We start from the raw sequence: 18953 nt of genomic DNA on the forward strand, positions 1-18953 counted from the left end.
GCTGGTGCCCTGGGCAATGCAGTTGAGCGCCATGAACTGCGCCTGCATGTCGGTCGGGAAGCCCGGGTATTCGGTGGTGCGGAAGCTCTGGGCCTTGAGCCGCCCTTCGCTGCGCACACGGATGAAGCCGTCGCCGACCTCAATGGTGGCACCGGCCTCGCTCAGCTTGTCGATCACTGCGTCCAGGTGGTCAGCCCGCGCGCCGCGCAGCACGACATCGCCGCCGGCCGCGGCAACCGCGCACAGGAAAGTGCCGGCCTCGATCCGATCGGCCACCACGATGTGCTCGCAACCATGCAGGCGCGCCACGCCCTGGATGCGGATGCGGCTGGTGCCGTGGCCCTCGATCTTCGCGCCCATGGCAATCAGCATCTCGGCCAGGTCCGGGATCTCGGGCTCCTGGGCGGCGTTCTCAAGGATGGTCTCGCCCTCGGCCAGCGCGGCGGCCATGAGGAAATTCTCGGTGCCGGTCACGGTGACCATGTCGGTCGTGATGCGGGCTCCCTTCAGGCGCCTGCGCCCTGCCGGCAGGCGCGCCACCATGTAGCCGTGCTCGACGGCGATCTCGGCCCCCATGGCCTGCAACCCCTTGATGTGCTGATCCACGGGTCGCGCACCGATCGCGCAACCCCCGGGCAACGACACGCGGGCATGACCGAAGCGCGCCAGCAGCGGCCCCAGCACCAGCACCGAGGCGCGCATGGTCTTGACCAGTTCGTAGGGGGCCTCCGGATTCAGACCGTCGGGCGCCTGGAAGCTCATGCCGCCGCGGTCACCATGGGTTTGCGTGCGCACGCCCATGTGGTCGAGCAGCGAGCGCATGGTCGCCACATCGCGCAGGCGGGGCACATTGATGAGCCGGACCGGCTCGTCGGTCAGCAGCGTGGCACACAGCTCCGGCAGGGCCGCATTCTTGGCTCCCGATATGGGTACCTCGCCGTACAGCGGGCGGCCACCGGTAATGCGCAGCTTGTCCATGGTCGTCAGGCGCCTTCTCGGCCAGCCGCGGCCCACTCGGCCGGGGTGTAGGTCTTCATCGACAGGGCGTGCACCTCGTCACTCTGGATGCGGGCACCCAGCGTGGCATAGACGCGCTGGTGGCGCGCGATCAGCCGCTTGCCCTCGAACTCGGGCGAGACGATCACGGCCGACCAGTGGCGACCGTCGCCAGTCACCTGGATGTGCTCGCAAGACAGCCCGGCAGCGATCAGGGCTTCCAGTTGTTCAGCAGTCATGAATGTAGCGCCCTCAATGACGGATCTTGTAACCGGTTTTCAGCAGATGCAGGGCCAGCGCACTGACCAGCAGCAGCGCGGTGCCGACCACCGACAGGCTCAGCCACGGCGAGACATCGCTGACGCCGAAGAAACCGTAGCGAAAGCCGTCGATCATGTAGAAGAAGGGGTTCAGATGGCTCACCTGCTGCCAGAACGCCGGCAGTGAGTGAATGGAATAGAAAACGCCCGACAGGAAGGTCATGGGCATGATGAGGAAGTTCTGGAACGCCGCCATCTGGTCAAACTTCTCGGCCCACAGGCCCGCGATCACACCCAGGGCACCCAGCAGCGCGGCGCCCATGGCCGCAAACACCAGTGCCCACACGGGCATCATCACGTCCGGCCGGGCATACCACCAGGTCGCAGCCATCACGCCCGCACCGACGACCAGGCCGCGCACGGTGGACGATCCGACGTAGGCGACAAACCATGCCCGGTGCGACAGTGGCGTCAGCAGCAGAAAGACCAGGTTGCCCATGATCTTGCTCTGAATGAGCGAAGAGGAGCTGTTGGCAAAGGCATTTTGCAGCACGCTCATCATGACCAGACCCGGCATGAGAAAAGCCGTGTAACGCACCTGATCGTAGACCTGTGCGCGACCTTCCAGCACATGGCCGAAGATGAGCATGTACAGGATGGCCGTGACCACCGGCGCTGCCACCGTCTGGAAGCCCACCTTCCAGAAGCGCAGGACCTCCTTGTACAGCAGGGTCCGCCATCCGCTGCCGGGCCTGACGACCTCTTGCGTGGCGTACACGGCGCGTTCCGTTTCCAGCGAGGTCCTCATGCCACCGCCTCCCGGGCCAGGCCCTCGCCCATCACCTCCATGAAGACATCCTCAAGGTCGGGTTTGCGAATCTCGATGTCCTCCACGTGCACACCGCTTTCGCGCACCTGGGTCAGCAAGCGTTCGACCTGGAGCGCATCGTGGGCCTGCAATTGCACGATGCGGCCGGTGACCCGCGCCTGCGCCGCCAGGGCCGGCGGCAGTGGCTGGTCGGTCTTGAAGCGAAGCACGTTCGACGAGGCCCGGCTCAGCAGATCCGAGGTCTTTTCCAGCGCCACCACCTGCCCCCGCTTGAGCATGGCAATCCGTCCACACAGCGCCTCGGCCTCTTCCAGGTAGTGGGTCGTCAGCAGCACCGTACTGCCCCGCTCGCGGTTCAGGCGCGAGATGAACTGCCACAAGGTCTGGCGCAGTTCCACGTCAACGCCGGCGGTGGGTTCGTCCAGCACGATCACCGGTGGCTTGTGTACCAGGGCCTGCGCCACCAGCACGCGGCGCTTCATGCCACCCGAGAGCTGGCGCATGTTGGACTGGGCCTTGTCGGCCAGCCCCAGGCCATCGAGCAGTTCGTCGATCCAGGCCTCGTTGCGGCGAATGCCGAAGTAGCCCGATTGCAGCCGCAGTGTCTCCCGCACGCTGAAAAAGGGATCGAACACCAACTCCTGCGGCACGATGCCCAGTTGCCGACGCGCCTTGGCATAGTCACGCTGCACGTCGTATCCGCCCACCTCGATCCGCCCGGCACTCGGGCGCGCCAGTCCGGCCAGGATGCTGATCAGCGTCGTCTTGCCCGCACCATTGGGCCCCAGCAGACCGAAAAACTCGCCGTGCCCGATGTCAAAGCGCACGCCATTGAGCGCCCAGAAATCACCCTGGGGCGTACGGTAGCTCTTGGAGACATCTTGAAAGGAAATGGCGGGCATCGCAGGCAGTACCGTCGGCGGCAGCGGTCCAGCGGCCACCGAAGAGAGGACAACAGGGCATTTTAGGTGATGCCCGCAAACCCGGCGCCCGCAGACCGGGATGGCCGGCGGACCGGCTCAGGATTGCCCGTCCACCGTGGCGCCCCCGGTAGCCGGGGAAACGCCCAGCAGCGCGTCGACGCCGTAAAGCCTGACCAGCGCCGCCAGCTTGGGCGGCCAGTGGTCGACCGTCATGTCCTGCCCCTTGGCCGACAGGTAGCGCCGCAACTCCAGCAGGACGGCCACGGCCGAGGTATCGAAGTCCTGCATGGACGACGCATCCAGTCGCACCGGCCCGGAACGCGCACCCAGGGTTCGAACGAGATCGGACAGCGCCAGCGATGCCCCCTCGATGGTCAGGCGCGCGGGCAGTGCCACCGTTGAAGACATGGCTTGTTGCTCCTGCATGGCTCGACGTTCACCCGGCCTTGGCGTCGGCACCGGACGACTTGTTGCGTTCGGCCAGCGACTGGATCAGGCCGTCGATGCCCTTGGCATTGATTTCCTGCGCAAATTGCGACCGGTAGGTTTCCACCAGCCACACACCGAGGACGTTCAGGTCGTAGATCTTCCAGCCGGCTTCGGTTTTCTCGAGGCGGTAGTCAAGCTGGATGGGATCACCCTTGCCCCGCACCTCACTGCGCACCACGACTTCCTTGTCCTCGGGACGCGTGCGCAGGGGCTTGAAGCTCAGGGTCTGGTCCTTGACTTCGGCCAGCGCGCCGGAATAGGTGCGCACCAGCAGCGTCTTGAACTCGGCCTGCAGGGCCTGCTGCTGCTCGGGCGTGGCCTGACGCCAGAAACGGCCCACGGCAGAGGAGGTCATGCGGCGGAAATTGACATTGGGCATGATCTTGCCATCGACCAGCGCGGCGATACGGGCGGAATCCCCGGCCTGGATCGCGGCATCGCTCTTGATGGTGTCGAGCACCTCGGTGGAAATGCGCCTGACCAGATCATCAGGACCCTCTTCCGCGGCCATGGCGGGCACGGCAAGCCAGGCGGACATGGTCAGCGCGACGGCTTGCATCCAGCGGCGACGTTGCATCATGGAGTTTCCTTTCCCTTTCGGTTGTCGGTTCACGCCCGGAATTGGACTGCCCCCATCATCGCCGGGCTCCATGTCCGGATCGCCATCATTTGTCAGTAACTGTTTCCTGTGCGCCGGCGCCTGCGTCGACGTCTGCGTCGTCGTAGTTCTCGTTGTCGTAGTCGTCCGCCTCTTCCTCGCCGCGCAGGTCCGACACCAGGCGGTCGCGCCGCTGCAGATACACGTCACGGGTGAAGCTGTACTTGTCGAGCGCCACGCCGCCCAGCATGTCGGTGGCGCGCAGCAGACCGGCGCGGGTATCGATCTTGTCCAGCACGTACAGGCTGTTGCGCGTGGGCACGTGATCGAAGATTTCGAGCACGCCCCCTTCGGCATCCACCAGCAGCCCGGCTGAATCTCGCACCGAGGACGGCCCCAGGAAGGGCAGCACCACATACGGACCGGCAGGCACGCCCCAGCGCCCCAGCGTGAGGCCGAAGTCGAGGCTGTGGCGCTCCAGACCGGCTTCGGACGCGATATCGAGCAGCCCGCCCAGGCCCAGAACGGTATTGACGCTCACGCGCATGAAGCTTTCGGCGGCGGCCTGCGCCCGCCCCTGGAGCAGGGCATTGACCACCGACCAGGCATCGCCGATGTTGCCGAAGAAGTTGCCGACACCACTGCGTACCGGCTGCGGCAAGACATCGCGATAGGCCGTGGCCACCGGCTTGAGCACCGCATCGTCCAGCGCCGTGTTGAAGCTGTCCACCCCGCGGTTGAAGGGTTCCAGCGGGTCCCTCGGATTCGCGCCGGGGCCGGTGGCACAGCCCGCCAGCAGGCTGCCCGCCAGCACCAGCGTGGCCACGCGTTTACTCATTGGCCGACCCGCCCTCGGCGGCCTTGCTGAACAGGAACTGACCGATCAGGTTTTCGAGCACGAGGGCCGACTGGGTCTGCGTGATCACGTCCCCCGCGGCCAGGTTGTTCTCGTCGCCGCCAGGCTCGATGCCGATGTATTGGTCGCCCAGGATGCCGGAGGTCAGGATCTTGGCCGATGAATCCTTCGGAAACGGGACCGCCTTGCTGATCTCCAGCCTCACCAGCCCCTGGAAGGTGACCGGATCGAGCGTCACGCTGGTGACGCGACCGACCGTCACACCCGCAGAGCGGACGGCGGCACGGGGCTTGAGGCCGCCCACATTGTCGAATCTCGCCTCCACCACATAGGAGTCGCCACCCGATGCGAAGCTGGCCAGGTTGGCCGCCTTCAAGGCCAGGAACAGCAGCCCCGCCGCGCCCAGGAGGACGAACAGGCCAACCAGGATTTCAGTGCTTCTCTTGTTCATTCGAAGATCTTCTTGCTCGATTCGTTCATGGGGTCGAGAACATCAGGGCCGTCAGGATGAAGTCCATCGCCAGCACGCCCAGCGAGGCCGTCACCACGGTGCGCGTGGTGGCGTAGGCGACACCCTCGGGCGTCGCCTCGGTCTCATAGCCCTGATAGAGTGCCACAGCGGTGCAGATCACGCCGAACACCATGCTCTTGATCACGCCGTTGGCCACATCGCGCCACACGTCCACACCGCTTTGCTGGATCGCCCAGAAATTGCCGGCATCGATGCCGATGAGGCCGACCGCAACCACCCATGCACCCAGGATACCAACGGCCGAAAACAGCCCCGCCAGCAGGGGCATGGAGATCACGCCGGCCAGAAAACGCGGTGCCAGCACGCGCTTGCGCGGATCGATGGCCATCAACTCCATCGCCGAGATCTGCTCGCCGGCCTTCATCAGACCGATTTCGGCCGTCAGGGAGGTACCGGCACGACCGGCAAACAGCAGCGCCGTCACCACCGGCCCCAACTCGCGGACCAGCGACAGGTTCACCACCAGGCCCAGCGATTCGGCGGCACCGAAATTGGTCAGCGTGTTGTACAACTGAAGGGCCAGCACGAAGCCCACCGCCAGCCCCGAGGCCAGGATGATGACCAGCGAGCGGTTGCCGATGGCATGTATCTGGGCGATCACCAGACCGAAGCGCGTGAAGGCGGCGGGCACGGCCTTGACCAATTCGACGAAAAAGACGGCACCGCGCCCCCAGGATGCCAGCACATGAAAAGCCCGCTCGCCCAGCCATTGCAGGAAGTTCATCATCGTGCCGCTCCCATGCCGAAGTCTTCCGCCACCGGCCGGGCCGGGTAGTGAAACTTGACCGGCCCGTCGGGCTCGCCCCGGACAAACTGGCGCACCTCGGGATCGGTGCTGTCCATGAGTTCCTGCGGCGTCCCCTGCGCGACAAGTCGCCCGCCGGCCGCCATCAGGACAACCCAGTCGCTGATGGCCATGCATTGCGGCACGTCGTGCGAAATCAGCAGCGCGGTGGCTCCGGTCACGTCGGTCAGGGTACGGATGAGCTTGGCGGCCACACCCATCGAGACCAGGTCGAGTCCGGCAAAAGGCTCGTCGTACATGATCAACTCGGGATCCAGTGCGATCGCACGCGCCAGCGCGATGCGCCGGGCCATGCCACCCGAGACTTCACTGATGCGCAAGCCGGCCGCGCCGCGCAGGCCGACCGCATTGAGCTTCATCAGCACAATGTCATGGATCAGCGACTCGGGCAGGTCCGTCATCTCGCGCAGCGGAAACGCCACGTTGTCGAACACGTTCAGGTCGGTGAACAGGGCGCCGAACTGGAACAGCATGCCCAGCCGGCGGCGCAGGCGAAACAGTTGCGCCTTGTTCCGCGCGTCGACCACCTCGCCGTCGAAGACCACACGGCCACTGTTGGGTGCGTGCACCCCGCCGATCAGGCGCAGCAACGTCGTCTTGCCGCAACCCGACCCCCCGAGGACGGCCGTGACCTTCCCTCTGGCGAAGGTCAGGGACAGGTCGTTCAGGATGGTGCGTCGGCTGTCATAGCCGAACGTCACATGGTCGATCTCGATGAAAGGGTCTTCACTCATAGGCCGGTTTGGTGAACCCCGGATTGTCTCATGACCCCGAAGGCCACCGCAGCCGGCCTTGAGAATCCACCGGTCTCAGCGCGGCAGGTCCGAATAGCCCATCAGGAACTCGTCGACGGCACGGGCCGCCTGACGCCCTTCCCGGATCGCCCAGACCACGAGCGACTGACCGCGGCGCATGTCGCCGGCAGCGAACACCTTCGGCGCGCTGGTCGCATAGCCGCCCGTGAAATCGGTGCTGGCCTTGGCGTTGCCCCGCGCGTCCTTGTCGACACCGAAGGCGTCCAGCACCGTGGCCACCGGATGCACGAAGCCCATCGCCAGCAGCACCAGATCGGCCTTGTATTCCTTCTCGGTGCCGGGAATCTCGATGAACTTGCCGTCCTTGAACTCGACGTTCACGGTCTTCAGACCGGTGACCTTGCCGTTCTTGCCGACGAATTCCTTGGTGGAGATGGCAAATTCCCGCTTCAGGATGCCTTGTTCCGCGCTTTCGTCATGGCTCGAGCTGGTGCGCAGTTTCAGCGGCCAGTAGGGCCAGACCAGGGGTTTGTTCTCCTGCTCGGGCGGCTGGGGCATGACCTCGAACTGGGTGACGCTCGCCGCACCATGGCGGGTGCTGGTGCCCACGCAGTCGGAGCCGGTGTCGCCGCCACCGATCACGATGACGTGTTTGCCATCGGCGCGGATCTGGCCCTTGAGCTTGTCGCCCGCGTTGACCTTGTTCTGCATCGGCAGGAATTCCATCGCGAAATGGATACCGTCAAGCTCGCGGCCGGGCACAGGCAGGTCGCGCGACTGCTCGGAGCCGCCCGTCAGCAGCACGGCGTCGAACGCCTGCTTCAGCTCCTCGGCACTGATCACCGTTGTCGCATCGCTGGTGACCTTGCTGCCCTCGGGCATGGCACCGATCAGCGTGCTGGTACGGAAGACCACGCCCTCGGCCTCCATCTGCGCGACGCGGCGGTCGATGTGCGACTTGTCCAGCTTGAAATCGGGAATGCCATAGCGCAAGAGGCCGCCGATGCGGCTGTTCTTCTCGAACACCGTCACGTCGTGACCGGCACGCGCCAGCTGCTGGGCGGCGGCCAGGCCCGCCGGGCCAGAGCCGACCACGGCCACCTTCTTGCCGGTCTTGTGCTGGGCGGGCAGGGGCTGCACCCAGCCTTCGGCCCAGGCCTTGTCGATGATCGCGTGCTCGATCGACTTGATGCCCACCGGCTCGCCGTTGATGTTGATGGTGCATGCCGCCTCGCAGGGTGCGGGGCAGATGCGGCCGGTGAATTCCGGGAAGTTGTTGGTGCTGTGCAGCACCGTGATCGCATTGCGCCAGTCCCCCTGGTACACCAGATCATTGAAGTCCGGGATGATGTTGTTGACCGGGCATCCGTTGTTGCAGAACGGCGTGCCGCAATCCATGCAGCGCGCGCCCTGGATCCTGGCCTGCGCGTCATCCAGGCCGACGACAAATTCCTTGTAGTGCTTCAGGCGCTCGGCGACGGGGCGGTAGCCCTCCTCGATGCGTTCGTACTCCATGAAGCCGGTGACTTTTCCCATGGTCTGATCCTTCGTGGGCAATATGGTTCTTGCTTACTTGGCGGGAACGGCCTGTCTGGCGCTGCGGCTCGCCTTGGCCATGGCCTCGTTGCCTGTCTGACGGGCATTGATCTCGGCCAGTGCGCGCCGGTATTCGATCGGGAACACCTTCACGAACTTGCCGCGGGCCTCCGCCCAGTGGTCCAGCAATTCGCGCGCACGCCGGCTGCCGGTCCACCGGTTGTGGTCTTCCAGCAGCTTGCGCAACTGTGCTTCATCGGTCTGGCCGCGGTGCCAGGTGGCACGGTCGACCGTGGCCTCCTGCTCGGCCGCGGGCAGCACCTTCTCCAGGCTGACCATCGCGGTATTGCAGCGCTTGGCAAACTGACCATCCTCGTCGTAGACGTAGGCCACGCCACCGCTCATGCCGGCGGCGAAGTTGCGGCCCGTGCGGCCCAGCACGGCGACGGTACCGCCGGTCATGTATTCGCAGCCGTGGTCACCCGTGCCCTCGACCACCGCCGTGGCACCGGACAGGCGCACCGCGAAGCGCTCGCCGGCCACGCCACTGAAGTAGGCTTCACCGGAAGTCGCGCCGTACATGACGGTATTGCCCACGATGATGTTCTGCGCCGCATCACCCCGGAAGTCGATGCTCGGGCGCACAATCACGCGACCGCCCGACAGGCCCTTGCCGGTGTAGTCGTTGGCCTCGCCAATGAGGTACAGCGTGACCCCGCGGCACAGGAAGGCACCGAAGGACTGACCGCCCGTGCCTTCGAGCTGGATGCGGATGGTGTCGTCGGGCAGGCCCTCGGGGTGCACCTTCGTCACCGCGCCGGAGAGCATCGCGCCCACCGAACGGTTGACGTTGCGCGCCACTTCGATGAACTGCACACGCTCGCCCTTGTCGATCGCCGGCCTCGACTTGGCGATCAGAATATTGTCGAGCGACTTCTCCAGCCCGTGGTCCTGCACTTCGACATGCAGGCGCGGCACGTCTGCCGGCACCACCGGCTGGGCCAGCAGGCGATTGAAGTCCAGGCCCCTGGCCTTCCAGTGCTCGATGCCCTTGCGCGTGTCGAGCAGATCGGAGCGGCCGACCAGGTCGTCGAACTTGCGGATGCCCAGTTGCGCCATGATCTGGCGCACTTCCTCCGCCACGAAGAAGAAGTAGTTGACCACATGCTCGGGCTTGCCGGTGAACTTGCGGCGCAGCTCGGGATCCTGCGTGGCCACGCCCACCGGGCAGGTGTTCAGGTGGCACTTGCGCATCATGATGCAGCCCTCGACCACCAGCGGTGCGGTCGCGAAACCGAATTCGTCCGCGCCCAGCAGCGCGCCGATCACGACGTCGCGGCCGGTCTTCATCTGGCCGTCGGCCTGCACGCGGATGCGGCCGCGCAGGCGGTTGAGCACCAGGGTCTGCTGGGTCTCGGCCAGGCCGATCTCCCACGGGCTGCCCGCATGCTTGATCGACGACCAGGGCGAGGCGCCCGTGCCGCCGTCATGGCCAGCGATCACCACGTGGTCGGCCTTGCACTTGGCCACGCCCGCGGCGATCGTGCCCACACCGACCTCGGACACCAGCTTCACGCTGATGGACGAGTGCGGCGCGACGTTCTTGAGGTCGTGGATCAGCTGCGCCAGGTCCTCGATCGAGTAGATGTCGTGGTGCGGCGGCGGCGAGATCAGGCCCACGCCCGGCACGCTGTGACGCAGCTTGCCGATGTAGTCGGAGACCTTGCCGCCCGGCAACTGGCCGCCCTCGCCGGGCTTGGCGCCCTGCGCCATCTTGATCTGGATCTGGTCGGCGCTGTGCAGGTATTCGGCGGTCACACCGAAGCGGCCCGAGGCCACCTGCTTGATGCGCGAGCGCAGGGAGTCACCCTCCTGCAGCTCGTAGTCGACCTCGAAGATCTCCTTGCCCAGCAGGTCGGACATGGTCTGGCCCTGCTTGATCGGGATGCCCTTGAGTTCGTTGCGGTAGCGCAGCGCGTCCTCGCCACCCTCGCCGGTGTTGCTCTTGCCACCGATGCGGTTCATGGCCACGGCCAGCGTCGCATGCGCCTCGGTCGAGATCGAACCCAGCGACATGGCGCCGGTGGCGAAGCGCTTGACGATCTCCTTGGCCGGCTCGACCTCCTCCACCGCAATGGCCTTGGACGGGTCGAACTTGAACTCGAACAGGCCGCGCAGCGTCATGTGGCGACGGCTCTGGTCGTTGATGAGCTGCGCGTATTCCTTGTAGGTGTTCCAGTTGTTGGCACGCGTGCTGTGTTGCAGCTTGGCAATCGCGTCGGGCGTCCACATGTGCTCCTCGCCGCGCGCGCGCCACGCGTATTCGCCACCCGCATCAAGCTGGGTCGCCAGCACCGGATCATTGCCGAAGGCCGCCTTGTGCATGCGGATACCTTCTTCGGCGATCTCGAACACGCCGATGCCTTCGACGCGACTGGCGGTGCCGGTGAAGTACTTGTCCACCGTCTCGCTGTTCAGGCCGATGGCCTCGAACAGCTGGGCACCGCAGTACGACATGTAGGTGCTCACGCCCATCTTGGACATGATCTTGGACAAACCCTTGCCGATCGCCTTGACGTAGTTGTAGATCGCCTTGTCGGCCGACAACTCGCCCGGCAACTCCTTGTGCATGGCGACCAGCGTCTCCATGGCCAGGTAGGGATGCACCGCTTCGGCGCCATAGCCTGCCAGCACGGCGAAATGGTGCACTTCACGTGCGGTGCCGGTTTCGACCACCAGGCCGGCCGATGTGCGCAGACCCTCGCGCACCAGATGCTGGTGGATGGCGGACAGTGCCAGCAATGCCGGGATGGCCACCTGGGTGCTGTTCACTGCGCGGTCGCTGACGATCAGGATGTTCATCCCCCCCTTGATCGCGTCCACGGCTTCGGCGCACAGCGAGGCCAGCTTGGCCTCCACCCCTTCGTGGCCCCAGGCCAGCGGATAGGTGATGTCCAGCGTATGGCTTCTGAACTTGCCCTGCGTGCGGGCCTCGATCGTGCGCAGCTTGCCCATGTCCTGGAAGTCCAGGATGGGCTGGCTCACCTCCAGGCGCATCGGCGGATTGACCTGGTTGATGTCCAGCAGGTTGGGCTTGGGCCCGATGAAGGACACCAGCGACATCACGATGGCCTCGCGGATCGGATCGATCGGCGGGTTGGTCACTTGGGCGAACAGCTGCTTGAAGTAGTTGTACAGCGGTTTGTTCTTGCCCGAGAGCACGGCCAGCGGGCTGTCGTTGCCCATGGAGCCGATGCCTTCTTCACCATGGGTGGCCATCGGCGCCATCAGGAACTTGATGTCCTCCTGCGTCATGCCGAAGGCCTGCTGACGATCGAGCAGGGTCGCCGGCTCGGACACCGGGATGTCGATCGCATTCGGCTCGACGTCATCCAGGCGGATGCGCAGGTTCTCGATCCACTGCTTGTAAGGCTTGCTGTTGGCCAGATTGGCCTTGAGTTCCTCGTCATCGATCAGGCGTCCCTGCTCGAGGTCGATCATGAACATCTTGCCCGGCTGCAGACGCCACTTGCGCACGATCTTGCTCTCCGGCACCGGCAGCACGCCCGACTCGGACCCCATGATGACCAGGTCATCGTCGGTCACGCAGTAACGCGAGGGCCGCAGGCCATTGCGATCGAGCGTCGCACCGATCTGGCGTCCGTCCGTGAACACGATGGAGGCTGGGCCATCCCAGGGCTCCAGCATCGCGGCATGGTATTCATAGAAGGCCTTGCGGCGTTCGTCCATCAGCGTGTGCTGCTCCCACGGCTCGGGGATCATCATCATGACCGCCTGGCTGATGGGGTAGCCCGCCATGGTCAGCAGTTCCAGGCAGTTGTCGAAGGTCGCGGTGTCCGACTGACCGGGGAAGCTGATGGGGTAGAGCTTCTTCAGGTCCTCACCCAGCACCGGCGAGGTCATCACGCCCTCGCGCGCCTTCATCCAGTTGTAGTTGCCCTTGACGGTATTGATCTCGCCGTTGTGGGCGACGTAACGGTAAGGGTGGGCCAGCGGCCATTCCGGGAAGGTGTTGGTCGAGAAGCGCTGGTGCACCAGACCCAGTGCCGACACGCAGCGAGGATCCTGCAGGTCCAGGAAGTAAGTGCCCACCTGATCGGCCAGCAGCAGGCCCTTGTAGACCACCGTGCGGCTGCTCATGCTCGGCACGTAGTATTCCTTGCTGTGCTTGAGCTTCAGTCGCTGGATCGCGGCGCTGGCGGTCTTGCGGATGACGTAGAGCTTGCGTTCCAGGGCATCCTGCACGATCACGTCGGCACCGCGGCCGATGAACACCTGGCGGATGATCGGTTCCTTCTCGCGCACCATGGGCGACATGGGCATGTCGCGGTTGACAGGCACCTCACGCCAGCCCAGCAACACCTGTCCTTCGGCCTTGATCGCCCGCTCCATTTCCTGTTCGCAGGCCAGACGGCTGGCGTGCTCCTTCGGCATGAAGATCATGCCGACGCCATACTCGCCCGGCGGCGGCAACTCAACGCCCTGCCGTGCCATGTCTTCGCGGTACAGCGCGTCCGGAATCTGGATCAGGATGCCAGCGCCATCGCCCATGAGCCTGTCGGCCCCGACCGCCCCCCGGTGATCGAGGTTTTCCAGGATCTTGAGCGCGCCCGTCACGATGTCGTGCCGCTTCTCGCCCTTGATATGGGCCACAAAGCCGACGCCACAGGCGTCGTGCTCAAGGGCCGGATCGTACAGGCCATGCTGATGAAGACGTTGTTGTTCGGCGGCCGTCGTCATGGGACTTCCTTTGATGTGCTGCTGGACATGCGGTTGCGTGGGAAACGAAGCATAGTGCAATGCAACAAGGATGCCAAGTTTTTTATTCGGGGTCGGATCAATATTTAATGTGATTGATATTCACAATAAATTAATTGGGGACATATTAAATTGAGGCAAAATTTGTCGGCAAATCAAAGGCTTGCCGACAGACGCCCGGGTATCAGGCCTCTTTTCTCGGTCGCCCGGCCCTCAGTTTGATCACCCGACGGTCGGTCTGCTGCTGCAGGGATGCCACGAAGGCCTCATCGCCGAGCGACCAGCCCGTCTTCGCGGCCGCATCCAGCGCCGCGAAGGTGCGCGAATCCAGCCCCTCCCGCACCAGGTCGGCGTAGGCGGCCTCGCGCGCGAACGGCGTGTTGCCGAGCGCCCAGTACTCGGCCGGGGGCACGATCAGGCGGTCCGGCAGAATCCCCGCAAAGTGGTTGTGGCTGGACCATCGGTAGTCACGTGCATGCGCGGCCAGCCCCTCACGCACCGGCTCCAGGTCCATGAAGACCATGGCCGGCAGCAGGTACCGTGCAGCCTGGATGAGCGTGCTGCGGTAGCGCCCCTCCCACAAGGTCCCACGCCGCCCGTGTGTGGCATTGAAATGGCGCCCATAGCGACGCCCCATCGCCTGCACCCAGCGCGGCACCCCTGTGTCGGTCTCGGGCGTCGCCAGCAGCCGCACCCGGTTGGGCAGCAGGACATAGGCGTGCAGGGCGACACCCTCCGCACGCGCGTACTCGCCCATCCAGCCCAGCCAGCGCAGCCTGTCTTCCTCGTCCAGGAACACGTCGCCCGCGGCATGCCCCTGCAAGGTGATGAAATGCACCTGCCCGGGCAGCGTCAGCCGCGAAAGCCGTGCCATACACCCCTCCTCCCGGCCTTCATGCACTGGCTCCGCGGCGGCGCCACAGGCGCTGCAGGAGCACCGCCAGCCCCACCCCCGCCAGGGCACAGACCCCGGTCGCGATCCAGGTCTGGTGCCAGCCGCCGGCCCATACCGCCAGGGCCGCCACCACCGGAGGCCCGACAAACTGGCCCAGAGATGACCATTGCTGCATCCAGCCCACCGTGGTCGAGACGGTGTCCTGTGACGGCGCCAACGATACCGACAGGCCGAACAGCGTACCGGGAATCAGGCCACCGAAGCTGGAGAACAGCAGCACACCCGCATACTGCCACAGGGGTTGCCCCGTCAGGCCGAACGCCAGCGCCGCACCCAGGCCCATGGCCACATAGCCGACCACCAGCACAAGGCCAGGCACGGCACCCCGCGCCAGCAGGCGGCCGGCGGCGATGTTGCCCGACATGTTGATCCCGGCCGCCAGCGCGCTCAACCCACCCACCACGCCGATCGAGAACCCCGCATCCTGGTAAATGGTGGGCAGGAAACCCACCACCGCCAACCACTGCACCGAATACAGGAAGAAGCCCAGCGCCGCCAACCACGGGCCAGGCGACCGCAGGGTCCGAAGCAGCCGCACCCCAAAACCGGAGACCGCATGCCCCGCCGGGCCAACCCTGATGCAGCGCCACAGCACCCCTGCGCACACGGCGCTCAGCAGGCCCAGCAGCACCCACAGCCCTCGCCAGCCCACCCAGCCGATCACCCAGGCCCCCAGCAACATGGCCAATGCAGCCCCGGCCGGCATATAGGCGCCCCACCACCCCAGCGCACGCGACAAGGTCTTCGGCTGCCGCACCACCTCACGCAACAAGGCAGGTGCCGGCAGCACGGCGAGCAGAAAGCCCAGGCCTTCGCCCGCCCGGCTCCACAGCAGTGCGCGAACGGATGTCGAGGCAGCCCCTGCTGCGCTGGACAGCGCCAGCAGCACCAGGCCGCCCAGCATGACACGGCGCGGCCCGGCGCGATCGGCCAGCAGCCCGATGAAAAGGCCGATCAACATGCCGGCGACCTGGACCATGGACAACAGGAAACCGGCTTCAACCAGCGACAGGCCCAGACTCTGCTGCAGCGCCGGAATGGCCACTGGCAGCTTGCCCACGTGCATCGCGCTGGCCACACCGATCATCACCACAATGGCCGCATCGCGACCGGCCGTGACCTGACCCGCCCGCCCGCTGGCAGAGTCCGGGCCGGTGGCGGCGAGCGCAGAAGATGGGCGGTCCGGCGGAGCACTCATGGGAACAGCACCGTCCCATACAGGCGCTCGTGCTCGCGGATGGCAAACCGATCGGTCATCCCGGCAATATAGTCCGCCACCCTTCGGGGGCGTGCGCCCTCCGGCGGCGCCGGCCATTCCGACGGCTGCGCCAGATAGGCGTCGAAAAGCTCGCGGACAATGCGCTGTGCCTTGCTCGCAGTGTCCAGGACCTGGGGGTGCCGGTACAGGTTGCGAAACAAAAATTGCTTGAGTTCGGCGGAGGACTGGCGCATGCCGTCGGAGAAAACCACCAGGGGCCCTGCCTGCCGAACCTGTTCCACATCGACGATGCCATGATCGGCCAGGCGCGAGCGCGTCTGATCAATGACGTCATAGACCTGCTCGCTGAGCATGAGCCGGATGGTTTCAAACAACAGCCGGCGCCCGTCCAGCCCCGGGTGCGCCTCGAGGGCCTGCGCCCGGTAGTGGCCAACCAGCGGCACCTCCTGGATCTGCGACCATGACAACAGCCCGGAGCGGACCCCATCGTCGATGTCGTGAGCGTTGTAGGCGATTTCGTCTGCGAGATTGCACAGCTGCGCTTCCAGCGTGGGCGAGCCGCCTTCCAGAAAGCGCCGGGCCACGCCCGTGCCATCGACCTGCTCCAGGTACCGGGCGGTGCGGCGCGAGCAATGCTTGAGGATGCCTTCGCGCGTTTCGAACGTCAGATTCAGTCCGTCGAACGCGGGATAGCGCTCTTCCAGCCGGTCCACCACGCGCAGGCTCTGCAGGTTGTGCTCGAACCCCGGGGCATCCTCTTCGGCCACACCCGCCCGACGGCCGGCCTCCCGCATGCACGCATTGAGCGCATCCTGACCCGCATGCCCGAACGGCGTGTGCCCCAGGTCGTGCGCCAGCGCGATGGCCTCCACCAGGTCCTCGTTCAGCCCCAGCGGCCGCGCAATGCTGCGCCCCAGCTGGGCCACTTCCAGCGAATGGGTCAGCCGCGTGCGGAACAGGTCGCCCTCGTGGTTGAGGAATACCTGCGTCTTGTAGACCAGCCGCCGGAACGCGGTCGAGTGGATGATGCGGTCACGGTCGCGCTGAAAGTCCGTGCGCGTGGGCGCCGCCGCCTCGGGATGCCGCCGCCCGCGGCTGCGCGCGGCATGCGCCGCGTAAGGCGCGAGCCGCCCCTCGTCCTGCATGGCATAGCCCGTCGCGAGCCCCTCCCCCATGCCCGCTCACCCGGCGCAGCAGTGGTCGATGACCTCAGCCACCAGGGCATCGGGCGCGCCGCGGACGACCGCCTTGCCGGGCCCGTCGATCAGCACGAAGCGGATGTCGCCGGCCTCAGCCTTCTTGTCCACACGCATGTGATCCAGATAGCTCTGTGCATTGCGGGCTGGATCGATGACCGGCGCTTTCACGGGAAGACCGGCGCGGCCGATCAGTTGCCTGAAACGCTCAACGAACGCTTCGTCCACCAGCCCCAGCCGCCGCGAGAGCTCGGCCGCCATCACCATGCCGGCACCCACGGCCTCACCATGCAGCCAGACGCCAAAGCCCAGACCCGCTTCGATCGCATGCCCGAAGGTGTGTCCGAAATTCAGGATCGCCCGCAGGCCGGACTCCCGCTCATCCTGCCCCACGACCGCCGCCTTGATCTCGCAGCTGCGCCGCACGGCGTAGGCCAGTGCATCGGTGTCCAGGGCCATCAGCGCGTCGATGTTCGCCTCCGTCCATGCCATGAAATCCATGTCATGGATCGGCCCGTACTTGATGACCTCGGCCAGACCGGCCGACAGTTCCCGACGCGGCAACGTTGCCAGCGTCTGGAGATCACAGACCACCCGTTGCGGCTGGTAGAACGCACCGATCATGTTCTTGCCAAGGGGGTGGTTGATCGCGGTCTTGCCCCCGACGGACGAATCCACCTGCGCCAGCAGCGTGGTGGGCACCTGGACAAAGGGTACGCCCCGCATGTAGCAAGCCGCGGCAAACCCCGTCATGTCGCCGACGACACCACCGCCCAAGGCATACAGCACCGTTTTGCGGTCACATCCCTTGTCCAGCAGGACGTCGAAGATCTGGTTCAACGTCGCCCAGGTCTTGTACGACTCCCCATCCTTGAGCACGGCCACATGCACCACATGATGGCGGGACGCGATCAGCCGCTGCAAGGCGTCAAGGTACAGGGGCGCCACCGTCTCGTTCGTGACAATGACGGCCGACGACGACCGGGGCAGGCCATCGAACGCGGAGGCTTCCTGCAGCAGGCCGCTGCCGATCAGGATGTCGTAGCTGCGATCTCCCAGATCGATGGAAACAGTTTCGTGCGCAAACATGGAAGTCATTGCGCAAGTGTAGTGGACCCCATGGTCCACCTCCTGCCGGTCAGTCCGGCGCCGGGGCCGCCGGCCGGCGCCCGGCCAGCTCCAGCTGCATGATGATCATGTTCACCAGCGTCGCCACCGAGGGGCGGCCGGTGTCGATCACGAAATGGGCCGTCTGCCGGTACAGGGGATCGCGCACCTGGTACATGTCGCGCAGTGCCTGCATCGGGTCACTCACCTGCAGCAACGGGCGGTTGCGGTCATGGCGCACGCGCCGGAACACCTCTTCCGGCGAGGAGCGCAGATACACCACCAGGCAGCGATCATGCAGGTACCGTCGATTCTCCTGCCGCAGCACCGACCCGCCGCCCGTGGACAGCACCAAACCGTCGCGCCGGGTCAGCTCGTCGATCACGGACTGCTCGACGCCGCGAAATGCCTCCTCGCCCTCACGCTCGAAGTACGTGCGGATCGGACACCCCAACCGTTCCTCGATGAGGTGATCGGAGTCGACAAAATCCAGCTGCAAGCGCCGCGCCAGTTGCTTGCCGACCGTGGACTTGCCGGAACCCGGCATACCGACGAGCGCGATGGTGCTCTTCATGAGAAAAACCCGGCGCGAAGCCGGGGTGGGCGAACGGCTATCTGGACAACAACCATCAAGGCGTGGCGCCCGGAAGCTCCTCGGAGCCCTCTTCCAGCTTGATTTCGACCTCCGCCACCTGCGAGTGGTAGTCGTGCACGGTGATGGAAAACTCGGCGCACGCCGTTCCCAGCGTCGTGATCTTGAACACGGGGTCCTTGCCGCTGGCTTCCGTGCGGTCCACCTGCACCACCGTCGGCATGGGATTGCGAATGCGGAAGGGCGGCTGGCCACCCACGATGGTGACCCACACCTCGTTGCCGGCGCCCGGGCATTCCCCCTTCCAATAGGCCTTGACCGCCCATTCGTCCACATTGGTGGTGAACTCCATGCTGTCGCCCGCCACGTCGCCACCGCCACCGCAAGCCACCAGGGCCACCGTCGACAGGGCCGCCGCCATCATCTTGATTCTGTTCATGTTCATATGCCGTTGAAATCCGTATGCGTTTGTCAGCCGCTCAACGCGACAGGCCCCGATCGGCGATCACGCGCGGCGTCAGGAAGA

The 18953-nt window shown here is 65.5% G+C and carries 18 protein-coding genes; all 18 read right to left on the reverse strand.

Annotation, left to right across the window (positions count from 1 at the left end; genetic code table 11):
* The coding region (gene murA, locus PHQ87_RS06245) for a UDP-N-acetylglucosamine 1-carboxyvinyltransferase (RefSeq protein WP_300232169.1) at positions 1-978 on the reverse strand (978 nt) is incomplete at its 3' end.
* Between the two features lie 5 nt (positions 979-983).
* Entirely contained in the window at positions 984-1235 is a 252-nt protein-coding gene (locus PHQ87_RS06250) for a BolA family protein (RefSeq protein WP_300232171.1), read from the reverse strand.
* A 13-nt stretch (positions 1236-1248) separates the two neighbouring features.
* On the reverse strand, positions 1249-2064 hold the full coding sequence (locus PHQ87_RS06255) for an ABC transporter permease (protein WP_300232172.1): 816 nt from the start codon (positions 2062-2064) through the stop codon (positions 1249-1251).
* Positions 2061-2987 carry an ABC transporter ATP-binding protein gene (locus tag PHQ87_RS06260; protein ID WP_300232174.1) on the reverse strand — a complete coding sequence of 309 codons (927 nt, stop codon included), beginning with the start codon at positions 2985-2987 and terminating at the stop codon, positions 2061-2063. The genes PHQ87_RS06255 and PHQ87_RS06260 overlap by 4 nt, the downstream gene beginning before the upstream one ends.
* 117 nt (positions 2988-3104) lie before the next feature.
* A complete protein-coding gene (locus PHQ87_RS06265) occupies positions 3105-3416 on the reverse strand; it encodes an STAS domain-containing protein (RefSeq protein WP_300232176.1) in 312 nt (103 codons plus the stop codon).
* Positions 3417-3444: 28 nt separating this feature from the next.
* A complete protein-coding gene (locus PHQ87_RS06270) occupies positions 3445-4077 on the reverse strand; it encodes a phospholipid-binding protein MlaC (RefSeq protein WP_300232178.1) in 633 nt (210 codons plus the stop codon).
* Between the two features lie 85 nt (positions 4078-4162).
* On the reverse strand, positions 4163-4933 hold the full coding sequence (locus PHQ87_RS06275) for a VacJ family lipoprotein (RefSeq protein WP_300232180.1): 771 nt from the start codon (positions 4931-4933) through the stop codon (positions 4163-4165).
* Complete coding sequence (gene mlaD, locus PHQ87_RS06280) at positions 4926-5402, reverse strand: outer membrane lipid asymmetry maintenance protein MlaD (RefSeq protein WP_300232183.1); 477 nt, start codon at positions 5400-5402, stop codon at positions 4926-4928. The genes PHQ87_RS06275 and mlaD overlap by 8 nt, the downstream gene beginning before the upstream one ends.
* Before the next feature lie 25 nt (positions 5403-5427).
* Complete coding sequence (mlaE, locus tag PHQ87_RS06285; RefSeq protein ID WP_300232185.1) at positions 5428-6210, reverse strand: lipid asymmetry maintenance ABC transporter permease subunit MlaE; 783 nt, start codon at positions 6208-6210, stop codon at positions 5428-5430.
* Entirely contained in the window at positions 6207-7022 is an 816-nt protein-coding gene (locus PHQ87_RS06290; RefSeq protein ID WP_300232187.1) for an ATP-binding cassette domain-containing protein, read from the reverse strand. Before PHQ87_RS06290 ends, mlaE begins: the two co-directional genes overlap by 4 nt.
* 75 nt (positions 7023-7097) lie before the next feature.
* Positions 7098-8579, reverse strand: coding sequence for a glutamate synthase subunit beta (locus tag PHQ87_RS06295; RefSeq protein ID WP_300232189.1), 1482 nt, complete (start codon positions 8577-8579; stop codon positions 7098-7100).
* 33 nt (positions 8580-8612) lie between these two features.
* Entirely contained in the window at positions 8613-13340 is a 4728-nt protein-coding gene (locus PHQ87_RS06300; RefSeq protein WP_300232192.1) for a glutamate synthase-related protein, read from the reverse strand.
* A gap of 202 nt (positions 13341-13542) precedes the next feature.
* The gene (locus PHQ87_RS06305) at positions 13543-14232 is read right to left on the reverse strand and encodes a transposase (protein ID WP_300232194.1); all 690 of its coding nucleotides are present in this window, start codon (positions 14230-14232) and stop codon (positions 13543-13545) included.
* Positions 14233-14251: 19 nt separating this feature from the next.
* Positions 14252-15511, reverse strand: coding sequence for an MFS transporter (locus PHQ87_RS06310; protein ID WP_300232197.1), 1260 nt, complete (start codon positions 15509-15511; stop codon positions 14252-14254).
* Positions 15508-16677, reverse strand: a complete 1170-nt coding sequence (locus tag PHQ87_RS06315; protein WP_300232208.1) for a deoxyguanosinetriphosphate triphosphohydrolase — start codon at positions 16675-16677, stop codon at positions 15508-15510. Before PHQ87_RS06315 ends, PHQ87_RS06310 begins: the two co-directional genes overlap by 4 nt.
* A gap of 36 nt (positions 16678-16713) precedes the next feature.
* A complete protein-coding gene (gene aroB, locus PHQ87_RS06320; protein ID WP_300232201.1) occupies positions 16714-17826 on the reverse strand; it encodes a 3-dehydroquinate synthase in 1113 nt (370 codons plus the stop codon).
* A gap of 40 nt (positions 17827-17866) precedes the next feature.
* A complete protein-coding gene (locus PHQ87_RS06325) occupies positions 17867-18409 on the reverse strand; it encodes a shikimate kinase (protein WP_300232202.1) in 543 nt (180 codons plus the stop codon).
* 55 nt (positions 18410-18464) lie between these two features.
* Entirely contained in the window at positions 18465-18866 is a 402-nt protein-coding gene (locus tag PHQ87_RS06330) for a hypothetical protein (RefSeq protein ID WP_300232203.1), read from the reverse strand.
* Positions 18867-18953 lie beyond the last annotated feature (87 nt).

Source organism: Hydrogenophaga sp. (assembly GCF_028698005.1).
Lineage (GTDB): Bacteria > Pseudomonadota > Gammaproteobacteria > Burkholderiales > Burkholderiaceae_C > Hydrogenophaga.

Bases quoted from the DNA above. Each gene is read 5' to 3' on its own strand.
- PHQ87_RS06305 (WP_300232194.1), bottom strand. From the start codon at position 14,232: ATGGCACGGCTTTCGCGGCTGACGCTGCCCGGGCAGGTGCATTTCATC.
- PHQ87_RS06300 (WP_300232192.1), bottom strand. From the start codon at position 13,340: ATGACGACGGCCGCCGAACAACAACGTCTTCATCAGCATGGCCTGTAC.
- PHQ87_RS06255 (WP_300232172.1), bottom strand. From the start codon at position 2,064: ATGAGGACCTCGCTGGAAACGGAACGCGCCGTGTACGCCACGCAAGAG.
- mlaD (WP_300232183.1), bottom strand. From the start codon at position 5,402: ATGAACAAGAGAAGCACTGAAATCCTGGTTGGCCTGTTCGTCCTCCTG.
- PHQ87_RS06250 (WP_300232171.1), bottom strand. From the start codon at position 1,235: ATGACTGCTGAACAACTGGAAGCCCTGATCGCTGCCGGGCTGTCTTGC.
- PHQ87_RS06275 (WP_300232180.1), bottom strand. From the start codon at position 4,933: ATGAGTAAACGCGTGGCCACGCTGGTGCTGGCGGGCAGCCTGCTGGCG.
- PHQ87_RS06270 (WP_300232178.1), bottom strand. From the start codon at position 4,077: ATGATGCAACGTCGCCGCTGGATGCAAGCCGTCGCGCTGACCATGTCC.
- PHQ87_RS06265 (WP_300232176.1), bottom strand. From the start codon at position 3,416: ATGTCTTCAACGGTGGCACTGCCCGCGCGCCTGACCATCGAGGGGGCA.
- PHQ87_RS06290 (WP_300232187.1), bottom strand. From the start codon at position 7,022: ATGAGTGAAGACCCTTTCATCGAGATCGACCATGTGACGTTCGGCTAT.
- PHQ87_RS06330 (WP_300232203.1), bottom strand. From the start codon at position 18,866: ATGAACAGAATCAAGATGATGGCGGCGGCCCTGTCGACGGTGGCCCTG.
- PHQ87_RS06295 (WP_300232189.1), bottom strand. From the start codon at position 8,579: ATGGGAAAAGTCACCGGCTTCATGGAGTACGAACGCATCGAGGAGGGC.
- PHQ87_RS06310 (WP_300232197.1), bottom strand. From the start codon at position 15,511: ATGAGTGCTCCGCCGGACCGCCCATCTTCTGCGCTCGCCGCCACCGGC.
- PHQ87_RS06315 (WP_300232208.1), bottom strand. From the start codon at position 16,677: ATGCAGGACGAGGGGCGGCTCGCGCCTTACGCGGCGCATGCCGCGCGC.
- mlaE (WP_300232185.1), bottom strand. From the start codon at position 6,210: ATGATGAACTTCCTGCAATGGCTGGGCGAGCGGGCTTTTCATGTGCTG.
- aroB (WP_300232201.1), bottom strand. From the start codon at position 17,826: ATGACTTCCATGTTTGCGCACGAAACTGTTTCCATCGATCTGGGAGAT.
- PHQ87_RS06325 (WP_300232202.1), bottom strand. From the start codon at position 18,409: ATGAAGAGCACCATCGCGCTCGTCGGTATGCCGGGTTCCGGCAAGTCC.
- PHQ87_RS06260 (WP_300232174.1), bottom strand. From the start codon at position 2,987: ATGCCCGCCATTTCCTTTCAAGATGTCTCCAAGAGCTACCGTACGCCC.